Here is a 17,821-nt window from a genome sequence, read left to right on the forward strand (position 1 = left end):
AAGCAGAACGACGACGGCCGCCCGCCTTCGCTGGAAGGTGGGCGGCCGCCGTCGTACCTAAGGGAGGCGGTGGGGACTTATGCCTTGTGGGCCGGAGCCGTCATCGTGGTGACATCCAGTGCCTTGTCCAGGTCGGCTTCGGAAACCTTGCCTTCGCCTTCACCGACGAAGCCGAGCTTCTCGGTGGCCTGTCGGACGGTCAGGCCCTCCTTGACAGCGGTCTTGGCGATCTTGGCGGCGTTTTCGTATCCGATGAACTTGTTCAGCGGGGTAACGATCGACGGCGAAGCCTCGGCGAGGAAGCGGGCACGCTCGACGTTGGCGGTGATGCCGTCGATCATCTTGTCTGCCATGACGCGGCTGGTGTTGGCCAGCAGGCGGACGGACTCGAGCAGGTTCGCGGCCATGACCGGGATGCCGACGTTCAGTTCGAAGGCGCCGTTGGTGCCGGACCAGGCGATGGCGGTGTCGTTCCCGATGACCTGGGCGCAGACCATGATGGAGGCTTCGCAGATGACCGGGTTGACCTTGCCCGGCATGATCGACGAGCCCGGCTGCAGGTCCGGGATGGCGATTTCGCCGAGGCCCGTGTTGGGGCCAGAGCCCATCCAGCGCAGATCATTGTTGATCTTCATGAAGGAGATGGCAATGTTGCGCAGCTGGCTGGAGGCTTCGATGAGGCCGTCGCGGTTGGCCTGTGCCTCGAAGTGGTCGCGGGCCTCGGTCAGCGGCAGGCCGGTGTCGGTGGCGAGCAGCTCGATGACGCGCTCCGGGAAGCCGGCCGGGGTGTTGATGCCGGTGCCCACGGCGGTGCCGCCCAGCGGCACTTCGGCCACGCGGGGGAGCGCGGCGTTGATGCGTTCGATGCCGTAGCGGACCTGCGCTGCGTAGCCGCCGAATTCCTGGCCCAGGGTGACCGGGGTGGCGTCCATGAGGTGGGTGCGGCCGGACTTGACGACGTCCTTGAACTCAACGGCCTTGCGCTCCAGCGATTCGGCGAGGTAGCCGAGGGCCGGAATGAGGTCGTTGATCAGGGCCGAAGTGGCTGCAACGTGGACGGAGGTGGGGAACACGTCGTTCGAGGACTGCGAGGCGTTGACATGGTCGTTGGGGTGGACCACCTTGTCGCTGCCGGCTGCCTTCAGGGCGCGCGTAGCCAGTTCAGCGAGGACCTCGTTGGTGTTCATGTTCGAGGACGTGCCGGAGCCGGTCTGGAAAACGTCGATGGGGAAGTCGCCGTCGTACTTGCCCGTAGCCACCTCGTCGGCAGCTTCCGCGATCGCCTTGGCCAGCTCGCCGTCGAGCACACCCAGTTCAGCGTTGGCCTGGGCAGCGGCCTTCTTGACCCGGGCCAGCGCCTCAATGTGCGCACGTTCCAAGGTTTTTCCGGAGATCGGGAAGTTCTCGACTGCACGTTGCGTCTGCGCGCGGTACAGGGCGTTCACGGGGACGCGGACTTCGCCCATCGTGTCATGTTCAATGCGGAACTCTTCAGTGGAAGTCATGGGGCTAGCTTAGGACGCCCGGGCGCCGCACCGAAAACCGTGAACGGCTTGCTACAGGCGGCCCGCCCGGGCGCTTTGCGGAAGCTTTTAGAGGTCTCCGATTCCGGAAACAAGCTCCGCGCGGCCGTCGGCGAGGCTGTAGGACAGGCCGATCACCGCTGCCCGGCCCGACTCGATTGCGTCCGAAATCACACGCGAGCTGTCCACGAGGCGCTGTGAGGTCTGCTTGACGTGCTCCACCACCATCTCATTGACCTCAGTTTGGTCGTTCCGCAGGGAGGTGAGGACCGACGGTGTGATGCGCTCGACGAGGTCCCGGATAAAGCCCGTCGGCATCTGGCCGGTCTCGACGGCGGACTTCGTAGCGGTGACCGCGCCGCAGCTGTCATGGCCGAGCACCACGATCAGCGGCACGCCCAGCACGCCGATGCTGTACTCGAGCGAGCCGAGGACGGCGTCGTCAATGACCTGGCCCGCGGTCCGGACGACGAAGACGTCGCCGAGTCCGACGTCGAAAATGATCTCGGCGGCGAGCCGCGAGTCGGAGCAGCCGAAGATCACCGCGAAGGGATGCTGGGTCTCCACCAGGGATGAGCGCCGGGAAGCGTCCTGGTTCGGGTGCGAGGATTCACTGTTAACGAAGCGTTCGTTGCCTTCGCGCAGACGGCGCCAGGCCAGGGCAGGGGTCAGGTAAGTGGTCACGGCCCCACTTTACGGCGCGAGGCTCGCCGAGGGGGAAACGGTGACAGCGGGGTTACTTTCCAGGGATTTGACGACTGCGGCAGCCAGGACTGCGAATTCCTCCAGGTTAGCGTCGCCGGCCAGGACCACGGTGGTTCCGCGGTAGGCGAGCACCATGCTCTTCTCGCCCTTGCCCGTGTCATGGAGTTCCCACTCCCTGCCGCCGGCGTCGCGCGTGCCGGTGACCGGGGCGTTCTTGGTCTGCTGCACGAGCCAGCTGGGGTTGGCCTTGCTGGTCTGGGTCAGGCCGATGAATTTTTCCTTCGGGGTCACGTATCCGACCTCCCAGGCCGCAACGCCCGTGCCGCCGGCCGCCGCCCAGCGGGCGTAATTCGGGTGGAATGTGTCGCCCGCCGCGGGGGCCACCGGTGTGAATCCCGCCACACCCGCGGCGTTCTGGGCCACGGCGCTGACGTCGATGTTGGGGCGGAAGCCGTCCGACTTCGGGGACGGATTCATCAGGACGATGGGCAGGAACGCCGCGATGCTCACCAGCAGGGCGATGATCATTCCGATCACCGAGGCATTGGCCCGTTTCGCGGCTGCCGCGGGGATTACGGGCTTGATGGGCTGGCCGGCCGGCGAGGGGGAGGGGGCGGAAGCCTGCACGCGGCTCGAGGGGGCGGACTGGTCCTGCGTATCACTCACCCTTCTATAGTCGCCCATGCGGGGCCCGAACTCACATTCGAGCCGACGGCGGTGAGGCCCGCCGTCCGTTACGCGGCGTGGTCATCCCACCCCCGGGCCCCGCGGTGGCGACTATGATCAGTTACAGGGAATCACCGCGATGGTCGGCTCAGGCCTCGCGGGTCCAATGATCGCCACTCGAAGAAGAGGTTCACGTGTCACCAGCGTCCATGACCCAGAAGTACTCAACGCTTTCCCCGTCGCTCGCCGTCGGAATAGACGAGCCGGACCGCAACCTCGCCCTTGAACTTGTCCGCGTGACCGAAGCCGCGGCGATCGCCGGCGGCCACTGGGTTGGATTCGGCGACAAGAACAAGGCCGACGGCGCCGCCGTCGATGCCATGCGCTCCTTCCTCCAGACCGTCCACTTCAACGGCGTCGTGGTCATCGGTGAAGGCGAAAAGGACGAAGCCCCAATGCTGTTCAACGGCGAACAGGTTGGTGACGGCACCGGTCCTGAGTGCGACGTCGCCGTCGACCCCATCGACGGAACCCGCCTGACCGCGCTGGGCATCAACAACGCCCTGGCCGTCCTGGCCGTCGCCGAACGCGGCTCCATGTTTGACCCCTCCGCCGTGTTCTACATGGAGAAGCTGGTCACCGGACCTGAAGCCGCCGACATGGTTGATCTGCGTTTACCCGTCAAGCAGAACCTGCACCTGATCGCCAAGGCCAAGGGCGTGAAGGTCAACCAGCTCAACGTCATGATCCTGGACCGTGACCGCCACCGCCCGCTGGTCGAGGAGATCCGCGATGCTGGCGCGCGCACCAAATTCATCATGGACGGCGACGTTGCAGGTGCCATCGCGGCTGCCCGCTCCGGCACCGGCGTGGACGCCCTCATGGGCATCGGCGGAACCCCGGAGGGCATCGTGGCGGCCTGCGCCATCAAGTCCCTCGGCGGCGTGATCCAGGGTCGGCTGTGGCCGACCAGCGACGACGAGAAGCAGAAGGCGATCGACGCCGGCCACGACCTCGAGCGGGTCCTGTCCACCAACGACCTCGTCACCAGCGACAACTGCTACTTCGCCGCCACCGGCATCACCGACGGCGACCTCCTCAAGGGCGTGCGCTACTCCAAGGACAAGGTCCTGACGCAGTCGATCGTCATGCGCTCCAAGTCTGGCACCATCCGTTTTGTGGACGGCGAGCACCAGGCCAGCAAGTGGGAAGGCTACGCCCGCAAGAGCTAGCCTTTAGGGCTTTCCCAGCGCCTTTTAGCGCGAACGTACACTTGTGGCCCCGAATCCGACTGGATCCGGGGCCACAACTGTCCGTTCGCACAGGTCTTCAACGGATGGGGTTTGGGTTCCCGATGCCTGGCGCCGCAGCCGCACCTGCAACGTTGCCCTGACCTTCTCGAGAACGAAGGGCTTCTCGCCGTCAAGATCGTCCTTGAATATTCTGAGCTCCGTCCAGCCGAGGCGCTCCGTGGCTTCCTTGCGCTTCCTGTCACGTACGGCCTGGACCGGATCCGAATGGTGCCCGCCGTCGTATTGCAGCGCGAGGCGGTGTTCCGGATAGGCGGCGTCCGGCCACACCGCCGGTTGCCCGAACGCCCGCAGGCGGCAGCGTCCGAAGAAGTGAACGATCCTGCTACGGGATCCTGGGGCAGGGGTTTGAGAACCATGCTCCAGGGTTCGGGCTTAAGGATCCGTTCGCGCTCAGCGGGCGGGGCGCTTAATGAGGGCCTTGATGCCGTCGCGGAGTTTGCGCGCCACCTGGTAGGCCGCGTAGCGGGGCCGGTTGACGGGCAAGTCCCAGGTGCCGGGGTAGGCGATTTCGCGCCCGCCGAACGACTTCTTGAACGCGGTGAACCCTGCCCACTTGTGGTCGGGCTCCTCGGCCGGGGCCACGCCCCACAGGTCCACGTGCTTCAGGCCCTTCTCCTGGGCATCGGCCATGAGCGTCACCAGGAGGGGGATGCCTGCGCTGAGCTTGCGGTGGGTGTCATCCATGGCGGCGTGGGCGTACGTCCGGGTGTCCGCCGAATCGTAGGCCAGCGCTGCCGCCACCGGGCCGCCGTGCAGGTCGGCGATGAACAGCGTCGCCGCGCCCGCGGGCATGAGGGACGCGGCCACCTGCGTCAGGTACTCGTCGCTTTGCGGTTTGAAGCCGTTCCGGCGCGCCGTCATATGGAGGAAGTTCAGGAGCACGCGGATGTCTTCGGGGTCCTGCGTGGCGCGGAACGTAACGCCCTTCTTGTGGATGTTCCGATACAGGTTGCGATTGACCGGCTTCATCTCCGCCAGGACCTCTTTGAAGTCCCGGTCCAGGTCCACGATCCAGCTGAGTTCGGGCTGCTGGTTGACCGGGGCAGGCCGCAGGCCACGGCGCCGCAGAGCGTCCGCCGCCGAATCCGCATCCAGGCCGGCAGTGACCGGCTCGATCCGGATGAAGACGGCGCCGCAGGACGCCGCCAGGCCCCGGAGAGCCGTCAGCGCGGCGTCGAACGCCTCGACTGATTCCGCCACCGGGCCGTAGGGCGCATACAGGACCTTGCCCGCAGGATTCTTTTCCTCGATGGCCAGGAAGCTCCAGCCGGGTCCGGATTGCCGGTGCACGCGGCGTCCCAGCGACTTCTGGAAATCCTCCCAGGCCTTCGTTTGCAGGAAGTACTCCACAGGGATCAGGCCTTCATCGAGGTGGTCACGGCGAAGGCCACGGCGTTCTCCAGGGCCCCGGACATGGGATGGACGTTGACGGGCGCGTCGGCGGCCGGCAGGAAGGCACTCGCGCCGCGGTCCAGCTGCAGGTCGCCCTTCGGCGAGTCAAGGATCACGGACCCGGCCACGACAATAACCACCGCGGCGCCAGACTGTGCCAGCGGAACGGGTTCGCCGTCCGGCAGCAGTTCGATCCGCTGGAGCTGGAACTCGCGGAACGGCGGGCAGTACAGTTCCTGCCCGAGTCCGGAGGTCTCCGCCCGGAGCATGGGCACCGCCACCGATTCGAAGGCGATGGTGTTCAGCAGCTCGGGAATATCGATGAACTTGGGCGTCAGTCCGCCGCGGAGCACGTTGTCCGAGGACGCCATCACCTCGACGCCGAGGCCGTGCAGGTATGCGTGCACGTTTCCGGCGGGCAGGTACACCGCTTCGCCCGGCTCCAGTGACAGCCGGTTCAGCAGCAGGGAGATCAGGACGCCCGGGTCGCCGGGGTACTCGCCGTGAAGGCTCAGCACCGTGGAAAGCTCCTGCTGGTAGGGCGCCATGGGCGCACCCGAGGACAGCACATCCACCACCCGGGACGTAGCTTCCTGGATTGCCCGGCCCCCGGCGATCAGCCGTTCGAACGCCGACCTCAGCGCCGTGGCCTCCTCGGGTTGTGAGAGGTCCTCGATGACGTCCTTCAAGAGCTGCGGCACACCGTTGCCCGGGAGCTCCAGACAGCCTGCCAGGTGGAGGAAGATGTCGCGGGACTTCTCCGGTGCACGGAAACCGCACAGTGCATCGAACGGGGTCAACGCGAAGATCATCTCCGGTTTGTGGTTGTCGTCACGGTAATTGCGGTGCGCAGCGTCGGCCGGCACGCCGTCGGCATTCTCGCGCGCGAAACCGGCTTTCGCCTGGTCAAGGCTCGGGTGCACTTGAAGCGACAGCGGCTTGGCCGCGGCGAGGATCTTGGCCAGGAACGGCAGGCGCGGTCCGAATTCGGCCACCGACTCAGATCCCAGGAAATGTTCCGGGTCTTCGCCGATGAGTACGTTCAGCGGTGCCGTCGTGCCGTCCGGCCGGCTGGCCACCGACGGCGAGTCAGGGTGCGCGCCGATCCACAGCTCAGCTTCCGGTCCGCCTGACGCCGGCCGGCCAAGCAGGCCGGCGATCGCCGTCGTCGATCCCCAGGCATACGGCCGGAGGACGTTGTCGATTTCGTACAAAGCCAGGTGTCCTTCTCTCTTGCAGCAGGTGGGGCTTAAGGCTTAAAGGGCAGCGCACTGGCCGTTGGTGGCCACGAGGTCGCGGATGGCCTGCTCGTTGCCCTCGCGCTTGAACTGGTTCAGCATCTCCTCCGTGATCGGTTCCCCCTCAGGGGTGGTGGTCACCGGGGTGAAGTCCGACGACGACGATGGTGCCGGTGAGGGGGTGGTGGCCGGAAGGCCCGCCAGGGGACCTGCTGCCCGACCCGCCGCGGAGAGACCGCTGCCAGGCACGGAATTGGGCTGCAGCACAGTGTCCTGGAGCCCGGTGTCGTTCGCCGAGGCGGACGGCGACGTTTCGGAGCTGGCTGAAGCGAGCAGCTTCTTGACGCGGTCATGGATCTGGTTGAAGTCGGGCACCGTGGAGAAGGACGCATCGAAGTCCGGCGGCCCGATGGTGAGCCTCTTGACTTCCGTGCCCTTGGCCTTCATGGCCAAGTCGACGAAACTACCGAGCTGGCTGGAGGAGATGTTGGAATCAACCACCTTGGTGCCGGCGTTGGCGATGTCCTCGAACTTTGCCAGCAGGGTTGCCGGGTCCAGCTGTTTCAGCATGGCCTGCTGAACGCATTGCTGCCGCGCGATCCGGGCGTAATCGTCCACGAACTCGCGGGACCGGCCGTACCAGAGGGCGTGATATCCGTCCAGCTTCTGGTCGCCGGCCGGAATCCAGCCCAGGGGCATGCCGTGGATGCCATTGGCCTCGTCGATCATGTCGCCGCTGATGGGTACCCAGCCGCCGGCCTTGATCCGGATGCCGCCCATCGCGTCGATCAGCTTCGCGAAGCCGTCCATGTCCACCAGCACATAGGCCTGCACCGTGATGCCGAGGGTGCCGGACACCGCTTCCAGGGTTGCCTGCGCTCCGGGGTCGGCAACGCCGGGGTAGAGGTCCTTGTGCTCGTTGGTGACCTCTGTGTTGATGGCGTTGATGAGGCATTCGTCGCCGCAGTTGTAGCCTTCGGGATAGATCTGCCGCATGGGCGAACCTTCGCTGAACTGGGCGTTCTGCAGGTTTCGCGGCACCGAGATGATGGCGGTCTGGCCGGACTTGGCATCGACGCTGAGCACGGACAGGCTGTCCGGGCGGCGTCCGGTGCGGTCTGCACCCGCATCGCCGCCCATCATGAGGAAGTTGTAGCGGCCGTCGACGGGCTCAATGGCCGGTCCGGCGTTGAAGATGCTTCCGATCGCATTCCGGCTGACATTGAGCAGGTAGGCGGCGTAGCCCAGTGATCCGCTGCTCACCACCATGGCCAGAACAAGCGCAATCACGACGGCGGGCCGCATCCGGGCGGGCAGCAGCACCGGCCGGATGAGACGCAGGGTGTTGACGAACAGCACCAGCCAGCCCACCGCCAGCGCGGCAAGGATCAGGACGATGAGCAGCGAGGCCACCGGATTGGTGATGATGTTGATCAGCAGGGTCCGGTTGGTGAACAGCAGTACCAGGGCAATGACCGCGAGCAGCCAGGCGCCCAGCGTCACGCGCAGGGCGATCCGGCCGATCTTGCGGTCCCCGGCCACGATCTGCGCGCTGCCGGGCACCAGCAGCGTGAGCAGGATCAGCAGGAACGCGCGCTTGGTCCGCACAGGTTCGGCGGCACTCGACGGGTTACGGACGGGATCCGTCAGGAGGCCTTGGGACGGCAGTTCGGTATTGGACATGGCAGATCCCTATCGGCTGCTCCGGAGAGCCACGTTTGCCTCGGAGAAGACTTCGTTGACTTTCTGGCGGAGGTTGGCACCTTTCCGGCTCGCGACGTCGTTGAGTTCCTGGGCGAAGTCCAGGAGTTCGGTGCGGAGACGGGCGGAGAGGTCGTCGGTGCCGGAAGCCAGCATGCGGACGGCGAGCAGGCCTGCGTTCCGGGCCCCGGCGATGGAGACGGTGGCCACCGGAACCCCGGCGGGCATCTGCACGATGGAGAGCAGGGAATCCATGCCGTCCAGCGTCTTTAGGGGGACCGGAACACCGATCACGGGCAGGGGAGTGACGGAAGCCAGCATGCCCGGCAGGTGCGCGGCACCGCCTGCGCCGGCAATGATCACGCGGAGGCCGCGCTCGTGCGCCGTCTGTCCGTAGCGGATCATCTCGGTGGGCATGCGGTGGGCGGAGACAACATCCGCCTCGAACGGAATGCCGAACTCGGCCAGGGCATCAGCCGCCGCCTCCATGATGGGCCAGTCTGAATCCGAGCCCATGACGAGGCCTACCAGGGGAGAGGGGGCGCCGGTTTCCGGTGCTGCAGCGGATTCGGGGCTCATGGGGTCTCCTCGGTGGTGCCTGCCGCGGCCGGCAGTCTGCCGTCACGGATGATGTTTGCCACGGTGGTGGCGCGCTGCCGGAGGGAGTCGACGTCCGCGGCAGACGCGCTCACCAGGTTAACGTGGCCGATTTTCCGGCCGGGACGCACGGACTTGCCGTAGCAGTGGACCTTGGCGGCCGGTTCCGCCGCCAGCGCGACGGGGAACGCGGAGAAGAGGTCCTGGTTGTCGCCACCCAGGAAGTTCTTCATCACGGCAACCTGGCCCAGGACGTCAGTAGCGCCGAGCGGCAAGTTCAGGACAGCCCGCAAGTGCTGTTCGAACTGGCTGGTGACGGAACCGTCCTGTGTCCAGTGTCCGGTGTTGTGGGGGCGCATCGCCAATTCATTGATCAGGAAGCCGGCGCCGGTGCCGGGCGTCTCGAACATCTCCACGGCCATGACGCCGGTAACGCCGAGTTCATTGGCGATCCGGAGGGCAGCCTCTTCGGCGGCTGCAGCCACCTCAATGGAAATGTTCTGTGCCGGTGCGATCACTTCGTCGCAGACGCCGTCCACCTGGATGGTGTGGACCACCGGCCAGGCACGGGATGCCCCGTCCGGGGTACGGGCCACGAGCGCAGAGAGCTCGCGGCTGAACTCCACCTTGGCCTCGGCGAGGAGCGGGCTCATGGCCTCGAACCAGTCGGCGGTTTCCGCGGCTTCCTCCGGCGAGCCGACGATGCGGACGCCCTTTCCGTCGTAGCCGCCCCGCGGGGTCTTGAGCACCACGGGCCAGCCGATCCGGTCCCCGAAGCTGATCAGGCCGGCGACGTCGTCCACTGCGGCCCACTCGGGGTTGGGCAGTTCGAGGCGGTCGATGGCCGCGCGCATGACCAGCTTGTCCTGGGCGTTGACCAGCGCGTCGGGGCCGGGCTGGACGTTCACTCCGGCTTCGATCAGGGCATAGAGGTGATCGCCCGGAACGTGCTCGTGGTCAAAGGTCATCACGTCCAGGCCCTTGGAGAATTCCATCAGGGCCGCGAGATCCTTGTAGTCGCCCACGGGGGCGTTAGGGACAGCGGAGACCGCGGATACGTCTTCGCCCTCAGCCAAAACACGGAGTTCAAAGCCCAGGGCAGTGGCGGCAGGGGCCATCATGCGCGCAAGCTGGCCGCCGCCAACCACGCCGATTACTGGAAAAGTCACATCTTCCAGCCTACAGAAAAGGAGCGCGGTTGCCGTCTTTCATGGCTGGGAAGGTCCAGGAGTCGCCCAAATTTGGTGGCACGTCTGCTGATAGGACCGTCCGGTGCAGGGTCGCTTTGAGGTTACTCCCGGCAAACGGGGCTAAAATGGGAGCTTGGCCCATCGGCCCCCACTATTCAGACGGCCACGGAGGGTCATGATTTACACACTTGCAGAGCGCATCCGGGGACTCGCCTCGCTTTTCTGGCGCGAGGTGGCGAAGTTCGGTGCCGTGGGCGGTGTGGCGTTTATCATTGACAACGGGCTGACTTACTACCTGATGCACGGGCCCATGACGGACAGCGAGGCCAAGGCCCGCTTTGTGGGTGCCACCGTCGCCACCGTATTTTCCTGGATTGCCAACCGTCTCTGGACGTTCCGGCACCGCCGCCAGGCCAACGTCGTGCGTGAATTCCTGATGTTCATCCTCATCAACGGCATCGGCATCGGCATCTCCACCGGGTTTACGGCCCTGGCGAAGTATTCGCTGGGCGTCACGGACAAGAACATGCTCTTCGCTGCGGGCGTGGTGGGCATTCTGGTCGCAACGGTGGTCCGCTTCTTTGCCTACCGGTTCCTCGTGTTCAACCAGGAACTGGACCAGGAGCCGGAGTTCTCGCACGACCACGAGATCATCGAGGTCCACCACCACTCCGCCCAGCCGGCGGAGCGCGTCCTGGAACCGGACGTGGACGACCCCGAGCGGCCCGTCCGGCCAAACTAGTCCCGGCAGCCCGACCCAGGGCGCCCAGGCGTCACTCAGTCGCCGTGGATCCGCTCGGCAGTCAGAAGCTTCTCCGTCAGCTCCACGTCGCCATGGACCAGGACCACTGAGCCGTCGCTCTTCCACGCGCCCAGCGCGTTGGCCAGCGCCGCCTCGAGGCCGTCGGCGGCGCGCACCAGGAGCCGCGCGCTCGGCTCGTGTCCCGCGGCAAACTCGGACAGGAGGGCTTCGTGCCGGACTGCACCGTCCGAGTTCCGAACCGCGGGAGCCCCCGGATCGGGGTCGTTGTGGGCCATGAACACGTCACCGTGTGACCTGACCTCCGCGGCATAGTCGAGAACTCCGGCGGGCAAGTCGCCGGGCCACCGCATCGCCAAGGCCGGCAGCGGAACGGCGATGACGGCGTCGAATCCGCCCTCTGCGGTGTCCGGCTCGGACGTGGCGAGCAGGTCCGCCTCACCGGATCCGAGGACCACCTCCATGCCCAGCTGCCAGGCGGCGAGGGCCCAGATCATGGATTTCCAGTGCGCGGGCAGGTCCAGCCGCAGCCGCATGCCCGGTTCGGCGTCGAGCTCGTCCTGGAGCAAGTTGCTGGTCTTTGCGACCCAGTTGTCCAGTACGCGGCCGGAGAGTTCCACGCGCTCCGCGTCGGGGCCGTACCAGGTCAAGCGCGGTGAGGTGGAGTGGCCCGAGCGCAGGGCAGTCAACAGGTCAGTGGCCGGGATGTTCATGGCTTCATCTTGCCACGCCTTCTTGCGTGATCTCCGGCACAAGAGTTTATAACATCGTTTGCCTTGACGCCCCGGCTGACGGCAGAATTGCCGGAATTGCGCGCGCGCCCGGCAGGATACTAAGGTTGCTGTCAATTTCCGGGCGAGCGCCGGGCGGCGCGGGCAAAAAATTCCCGGGCGTGGCGCGCCTGCTGATTGGCCCGGACATTGATTATTATTCCGTCCCGGCTTGACTCCCCACTACTTACACGCGTGTAATTAGATATCGAAAAGCCGCGGCGAACTCTAAGGGACACCACGTAGTGTCCCTGAACGTCGGGCCGGGGGCCGCACTACTCAGGAGGGGACGCCATGGGGCAAGCGGAGCGTATGCATGATGATGCTCATGTGGCCGGCCAGGCCACAGCAAAGTACAGGTCTCGGGGGGTACCCAGTGACTGGTACGTAGATCCGGCTGATCCGGACGCCGCAGAGCGGTACAACCTGGACACGTCTGCCTCTTTGCAGGACCAGGCCACAGCCTTCCTGGCCCAGCATGACGCCCTCCAGAATGAATCCCTGCTGGCCGGGCAGCCGGGGCAGGACGAAGACGATCTCGATCCCCCCATGGAAATCCGGAACCCGGCATCCTCCACGTTGGCCCAGCCGGTGTGGATCGGCTTGCCGCTGCAGCAGGATTTCGACGACGAAGGCGAGCTCGGGTGGCAGACTGATGCCCTCTGCGCCCAGACCGATCCGGAGGCTTTTTTCCCGGAAAAGGGCGGTTCCACACGGGACGCCAAGAAAGTCTGCGGAGCGTGCAGCGTGCGGTCGCAGTGCCTGGAGTACGCCCTGGCCAATGATGAACGGTTCGGGATTTGGGGTGGCCTCTCCGAGCGTGAGCGCCGACGGCTGAGGAAGCGAGCAGTCTAATTCTTCAGGAAGTACACGTCACTGCCGTTGTGGTAGCCCACAACGGCAGTGACTATCTGCCCAGGACACTTTCAGCGCTGGCCGCACAGACCCGGCCTGCGGACACCGTGATCGGGGTGGATACCGGCTCACAGGACAATTCGGCTGCCCTCCTGCAGCGCGCCGTCGGCGATGCCAATGTCATCACCGTCAATGGCGGCAAGGCAGGGATGGGTGCTGCAGTGCGGGCCGGACTCGCCGCCTTGGCTCCATGGAGCCGGCAGGGCAGACGAGACCGGTCCGAATGGATCTGGCTGCTGCACGACGATGCGGCACCTGCCCCGGAAGCGCTGGCCGAACTGCTGTATGCAGTGGAGCGCGCCCCGTCCGTTACTGTCGCGGGCTGCAAGCAGCTGGACTGGAACGCCAGGCGGCGCCTGATCGACGTCGGGCTTTCCACCAGCCGCTGGGCTGAGCGGCTCACGCTCATCGAGGCGGACGAACTCGACCAGGGCCAATACGACGGACGTTCCGACACCTTCGCGGTCAACTCCGCCGGCATGCTGGTCCGGCGCGACATTTGGGAGCACCTCAAAGGGTTTGACCCGGCTCTCCCCGGCACGGGCGACGACGTCGACTTCTGCTGGCGGAACCGGCTGGCCGGACACCGGGTGGTGGTGGTTCCCAGCGCGAGGATGTTCCATGTGTCCCACCGGCCGCATGCCCTTGGCACGGCCTCGGCCGCGCGCAGGGCGCAGGTGCACCTGCGGCTCAAGCACGCCCCGCTGTGGGCGCTGCCGCTGCACGCTGTCGGCGCCCTCTTCGGGAGCCTCCTCCGGCTGATTTTCAGCATCGCCGTGAAGGATCCCGGATACGGCTTCTCGCAACTCCTGGCAACAGCCGCAGCCCTCGCCAGGCCCGCCGCCCTCGCCCGGGGGCGGCGCAACGCTGCCCGCACCCGCCGTGTCCGCCGTTCCGTGGTCAAAGCGCTGCAGACCGAACGGCGCGAAGTGTGGGGCCACCGGCGCTCTCTGATGGAGGCCTTGGGCGCAGACGACGCCGGGGCCTCCGAGGACAGCAATGATCCGCTGGAGGAACAGCCCAGCGGCGACTCGACAGACGACTTCGCGGCTCTGTCGACGAACGAGCGGGGCTGGGTGGGCAACGGTGCCGTCGCCGCGGTGATTCTCGCCACCGTGGCGTCCTTCGCCGGCCTTGCCGCGCTTTTCCAGGCCGACGCTGCCGCCGGAGGCGCACTCCTGCCCGTCTCAGCCCGGCTGGAGGACATCTGGCACCGCGCCTCCAGCTGGTGGATCGGACTGGGCGCCGGACTTCCGGGGCACGGCGACCCCTTCGGCTATGTCCTCTGGATCCTCGGCCTGCTGGGCGGAGGCAACGCGAACGGCGCCGTTATCTGGCTGCTTCTGCTGGCCATGCCGCTCTCCGGCCTGGCTGCCTGGTTCGCCTCCGGCGCCCTGACTTCCTACCGCCGGTTCCGGCTGGCGGGTGCGCTGGTCTGGGCAGCAGCGCCAGCCCTGCAGGTGGCTGTCAACCAAGGGCGCCTCGGAGCCCTGCTGGCGCACGTCATGATGCCGCTGCTGGTCCTGGCGCTGCTGCGGGCCACCGGTTCCGCTCTCGGACGCGGCCGCTTCGCCCCCGTTCCGGCCGGCAGCCCCGCGGACCAGCCGCCGGCCAAGCCTGGAGTCAATGGCACGCCGTCGTGGACGGCAGCCGCAGCTGCCGGGCTGGCGCTGGCGGTCATCACCGCCGCAGCCCCGTCGCTCCTGCTGCCGGCCGCCGTCGTGATCATTGTCCTGAGCCTGCTGCTGGGCAAGCGCGGACGCACGCTCTGGTGGGCACTGCTGCCGAGCGCTGCCCTGTTTGTACCGTTTGCGCTGTCTACCCTCGACCGGCCCAGGGCCCTGCTTGCCGACCCCGGACTGCCGCTGCCCTTCGAGGCCGCTGCGGTGTGGCAGCAGATCCTGGGCCAGCCGCTCGGTTTCGACCCGGCCGGCGGTCTCTCCGGGCTGCCGCTCTTTTCCGGCGGCTCCGTCCCCTGGGCGTTGCTGCTGGCCCTCCTGATCGGAGCCCCGCTCCTGGCGCTGGCTGTAGCCGCGCTCTTCGTTCCGCTCCGGATCCACCCGGACCGCCGCGGCCGTGTCGCCAGGGCCCTCTGGGCCGCGGCGCTGGTGGTGCTGGCCGGCGGATGGCTGGCAGCCCACGTCGCCACCGGGGCCGGCCCACAGGCCCTCGTGACGCCTTTCACCGGTCCTGCAGTCTCGGCCGCCGTGTTCGGGCTGCTTGGAGCGGCCATCATCGGCGGCGACGGCCTCCTGGCGCTTGCCGGTTCCGGAACAGACAACGGGTCCCGCGGCGGCAGAGTGCGGCACGCCGCCGTGGCCCGCGGTGCCGCGGCGCTGGCGCTGGTGCTCCTGCTCGCCGGACCGCTGGCCGGGCTGGCCGTCTGGACGGTGCAGAATGTCGTTCAGCCGGCCGACGCCGCGGTGCACACTGAAACTGCCGACCTCGGGGCGCCCCGGCTCGTGGGTCCCACGGACCCGCGTATGCTGCCCGCCACCGCTGTGGACCGCGGTGAGGGACCGGAGCAGACCCGGACGCTGCTGATCAGCACCGGCGAGGACGGAACGTACAGCGCCACCCTTATGCGCGGCGGCGGCACGACGCTCGACAGCCTCTCAACCATCGCGGCCGCCCGGGACATCCTGGGCAACCCCGGGCAGGAATCGGTCCGCGACGACGACGAGGTCACCGCGGCGCTGCGCACCAGCGTGGCAACCCTGGTGGCTGCCCGCGGGGTGGACCCGCGGCCCGAACTGGAGCGGCTCGGCGTCGGATTCGTCGTCCTGCGCGCCGCTGATACTGCGGCCCAGCTGACCGCCAGCCGGATGGACGCGGTCCCCGGGCTGACAGCCGTGGGGCCCACTGACTCGGGCTGGCTCTGGCGCGTGACACCGCTGAACGACGCCGTCCTGCAGCCTGCCGACGTCGCCCACCGTGTGCGCATTGTGGACAGCAAGGGTGCCACGATCGGGTTGGTCCGATCGGACCTGACCGGAGCCCAGGCTTCGGTGCCCAAGGGGCCTGAGGGCCGGCTGCTGGTGCTCGCCGAGCGGGCAGATCCCGGCTGGACTGCCTGGCTCGACGGCCGCAAACTGACCTCCACCACCTCCGGCTGGTCCCAGGCCTTCACCCTGCCTCCGCAGGCCGGCCAGGTGACAGTCCGGTATGAAAGCCCCTGGGCGCTCTGGTCCGGCATCCTCCAGGCCGCCGTCATTGGCCTGACGGTCCTGCTGGCGCTCCCGATGCCGGCACGGCGCCCCAACACCGGCCTGTCCAGGGACGAAGGCTCCCTGCGTAAGGAATACCAGAATGCATGAGGAAGAGAACGACGGCGGGACGCCGGCGAAGCGGGGCAGCGGACCGGTAGTCCCGGCTACTGGAAGCAACGCTTCCGGAACCAGCGCTGCCGGAACCCGCGCCCCCGGAACCCGTGCCCCCGGAACCAGGTCCAGCGGTGCCAGCCGCATCGCCGGCCGCCGCGGCATCGTGGCCGGAGTGCTCTCCGGTCTGGCCATCCTCGCCGCCGGCGGAGGCCTTGCTGGCGCAACCGCCCTCGCGCCGCAGCCGTCGGCAGCCAGGCCGCTCGACGCTGCGGAAGCGGCTGTGCCGGCCGGAAGCGTGCAGGACGTCTGCCCTGCTCCGGCGCGGCTCCTCGAAGGAACGCCGGTCGGGACCGACCCGCAGTTCAGCCCCGAATCCGCTACGGCAAAGAGCACCGTGTCCGCAGCGGTGGTCAGCTCGGCGGGCGGCAGCCTTCCCGGCAGCGCGCTCTCCGCCCTGAAGGGGCCCGAGCTGAGGCGGATCGCCAAGGCGCCCGGCTCGGCGACGGCTCCCGGACGCTCCGCCGGAGTACTTGCCGGGGTTGTAGAAGGGGAAGCCGTGGACGGCGTCAGCGTGCTGTCCGCGGACGCGCTGGCCAACCGGCAGCCGGCGGCGGCAGCCCTCATGGCCTACACGGCAACCGACGGGGACCTGCAGGGTTCGGCGGCAGCCGCCTGCCAGGCGCCCTCGAACGACCTCTGGCTCGGCGGCGCCAACACTGCGGTGGGCCGCAGCAGCGTCCTCAACCTCACCAATGCCTCCACCACCCCTGCAACGGTGAACCTCGAGCTTTACGGGAAGACCGGCCAGGTCAAGGCCTCCGGCAGCCGCGGCCTGCTGGTGGGACCGAAGTCGACGCGCTCCATCATCCTGGCCGGTCTCGCTCCCGGGGAAGAACGGCTGAGTGTGCACGTCCGGAGTACGGGCGGACCCGTCAGCGCCTTCATCCAGCAGAGCGTGCTGCGCGGGCTGACCTCCGGCGGCGTAGATTTCATCGCACCGGGGGTTTCGGCGGCTCCCTCCCAGGTGATGACTGGCATCGACGTCCAGGACGCCGGGGACGTGAAGTCACTGACCGGCCAATCCGGTTTTGACGACGCCGGCCCGTCGCTGCAGATCACTGTTCCCGGGCCGTCGGACGCCGTCGTGGAGGTGAAGCTGTTTGGCCGCGCCGGCCAGCAGGCCCTCCCGGGAGGAGGCGTTGTCACGGCCAAGGCCGGCACCGTCACCGAGGTTGCCCTCTCCGGCGTTCCCGCCGGCCAGTACACCGTTTCGGCCACGTCGGACGTCAGCATCGTGGCCGCCGCGCGCGTGAGCCGGGGGCTCAAAGCCAGCCAAAGCCTGGACTTCGCATGGTCGCCCGCCACGGCCCAGCTGGGCAGCCAGCACGTGGTCCCCCTTCCCCAAGGCGGGGAGCGGCTGCTGGTCTTCGGAGCCTTGGGTGACAGGGCCACCATTTCCTATGCCCCGGTTACAGCCGACGGGAAACTCCGCACGGCAGCTACCGCGGACATCGCCGCCGGCACCACCACCACCCTCAAGGCAGCCGACCGGATCGGGGACTCCGCCGTCGTCGGCTATCTGGTGTCCGCCTCCGGCGGAGCCGCCTACGGCAGTGTGCTGCTGGAACGGGAAGGCCGGAACGATGTCTCCACCGTGGCCATCGCCCCGGGCGCAGAGGGACAGGAAAAAGTGCCGGTGACGCTGGGCTACTAGCCGCGGATTACGCC

At 67.5% G+C, this 17,821-nt stretch carries 15 protein-coding genes; 5 read left to right on the plus strand and 10 right to left on the minus strand.

Annotated features, from left to right (window positions below; translation table 11 throughout):
* Nucleotides 1–77: 77 nt before the first annotated feature.
* The 3 genes from QFZ33_RS07880 to QFZ33_RS07890 form a co-directional block, all read right to left on the minus strand.
* Nucleotides 78–1,505: a class II fumarate hydratase gene (locus QFZ33_RS07880; protein WP_102970672.1), complete on the minus strand. Its 1,428-nt coding sequence runs from the start codon at nt 1,503–1,505 to the stop codon at nt 78–80.
* 87 nt (nt 1,506–1,592) lie between these two features.
* The gene (locus QFZ33_RS07885) at nt 1,593–2,207 is read right to left on the minus strand and encodes a carbonic anhydrase (protein ID WP_307026358.1); all 615 of its coding nucleotides are present in this window, start codon (nt 2,205–2,207) and stop codon (nt 1,593–1,595) included.
* Between the two features lie 9 nt (nt 2,208–2,216).
* Entirely contained in the window at nt 2,217–2,912 is a 696-nt protein-coding gene (locus QFZ33_RS07890; RefSeq protein ID WP_307026360.1) for a DUF4245 domain-containing protein, read from the minus strand.
* 191 nt (nt 2,913–3,103) lie between these two features.
* Here QFZ33_RS07890 and glpX point away from each other — a divergent pair, with 191 nt between their 5' ends.
* Complete coding sequence (gene glpX / locus QFZ33_RS07895; protein ID WP_214851222.1) at nt 3,104–4,126, plus strand: class II fructose-bisphosphatase; 1,023 nt, start codon at nt 3,104–3,106, stop codon at nt 4,124–4,126.
* Between the two features lie 24 nt (nt 4,127–4,150).
* Here glpX and QFZ33_RS07900 read toward each other — a convergent pair whose 3' ends face one another.
* From QFZ33_RS07900 to QFZ33_RS07925, 6 genes are all read right to left on the minus strand, one after another.
* Nucleotides 4,151–4,474, minus strand: a complete 324-nt coding sequence (locus QFZ33_RS07900; RefSeq protein ID WP_307026362.1) for an endonuclease domain-containing protein — start codon at nt 4,472–4,474, stop codon at nt 4,151–4,153.
* A gap of 123 nt (nt 4,475–4,597) precedes the next feature.
* Nucleotides 4,598–5,557: a lipid II:glycine glycyltransferase FemX gene (locus QFZ33_RS07905; protein ID WP_307026364.1), complete on the minus strand. Its 960-nt coding sequence runs from the start codon at nt 5,555–5,557 to the stop codon at nt 4,598–4,600.
* Nucleotides 5,558–5,562: 5 nt separating this feature from the next.
* Nucleotides 5,563–6,813, minus strand: a complete 1,251-nt coding sequence (gene manA, locus QFZ33_RS07910; RefSeq protein WP_307026366.1) for a mannose-6-phosphate isomerase, class I — start codon at nt 6,811–6,813, stop codon at nt 5,563–5,565.
* 42 nt (nt 6,814–6,855) lie between these two features.
* Entirely contained in the window at nt 6,856–8,520 is a 1,665-nt protein-coding gene (locus tag QFZ33_RS07915; RefSeq protein WP_307026368.1) for an LCP family protein, read from the minus strand.
* 9 nt (nt 8,521–8,529) lie between these two features.
* Nucleotides 8,530–9,117, minus strand: coding sequence for a 5-(carboxyamino)imidazole ribonucleotide mutase (gene purE / locus QFZ33_RS07920; RefSeq protein ID WP_307026370.1), 588 nt, complete (start codon nt 9,115–9,117; stop codon nt 8,530–8,532).
* Nucleotides 9,114–10,304, minus strand: a complete 1,191-nt coding sequence (locus tag QFZ33_RS07925; protein ID WP_307026371.1) for a 5-(carboxyamino)imidazole ribonucleotide synthase — start codon at nt 10,302–10,304, stop codon at nt 9,114–9,116. Before QFZ33_RS07925 ends, purE begins: the two co-directional genes overlap by 4 nt.
* A gap of 196 nt (nt 10,305–10,500) precedes the next feature.
* Between QFZ33_RS07925 and QFZ33_RS07930 the strand changes: the two genes are divergently transcribed.
* Nucleotides 10,501–11,067, plus strand: a complete 567-nt coding sequence (locus tag QFZ33_RS07930; protein WP_307026373.1) for a GtrA family protein — start codon at nt 10,501–10,503, stop codon at nt 11,065–11,067.
* A 35-nt stretch (nt 11,068–11,102) separates the two neighbouring features.
* On the opposite strand, the gene QFZ33_RS07935 is transcribed toward QFZ33_RS07930, so the two are convergent.
* Nucleotides 11,103–11,798, minus strand: coding sequence for a TIGR03089 family protein (locus QFZ33_RS07935; RefSeq protein WP_307026375.1), 696 nt, complete (start codon nt 11,796–11,798; stop codon nt 11,103–11,105).
* Nucleotides 11,799–12,149: 351 nt separating this feature from the next.
* On the opposite strand from QFZ33_RS07935, the gene QFZ33_RS07940 reads away from it, so the two are divergent.
* The 3 genes from QFZ33_RS07940 to QFZ33_RS07950 are packed head-to-tail and all read left to right on the plus strand — an operon-like array spanning nt 12,150 to nt 17,807.
* Complete coding sequence (locus QFZ33_RS07940) at nt 12,150–12,710, plus strand: WhiB family transcriptional regulator (RefSeq protein WP_307026376.1); 561 nt, start codon at nt 12,150–12,152, stop codon at nt 12,708–12,710.
* A gap of 29 nt (nt 12,711–12,739) precedes the next feature.
* On the plus strand, nt 12,740–16,087 hold the full coding sequence (locus tag QFZ33_RS07945) for a glycosyltransferase (protein WP_373427241.1): 3,348 nt from the start codon (nt 12,740–12,742) through the stop codon (nt 16,085–16,087).
* Complete coding sequence (locus tag QFZ33_RS07950) at nt 16,080–17,807, plus strand: DUF5719 family protein (protein ID WP_307026378.1); 1,728 nt, start codon at nt 16,080–16,082, stop codon at nt 17,805–17,807. Before QFZ33_RS07945 ends, QFZ33_RS07950 begins: the two co-directional genes overlap by 8 nt.
* The last annotated feature ends 14 nt before the right edge of the window (nt 17,808–17,821 follow it).

The organism is Arthrobacter globiformis (assembly GCF_030815865.1).
Classification (GTDB): domain Bacteria; phylum Actinomycetota; class Actinomycetes; order Actinomycetales; family Micrococcaceae; genus Arthrobacter; species Arthrobacter globiformis_B.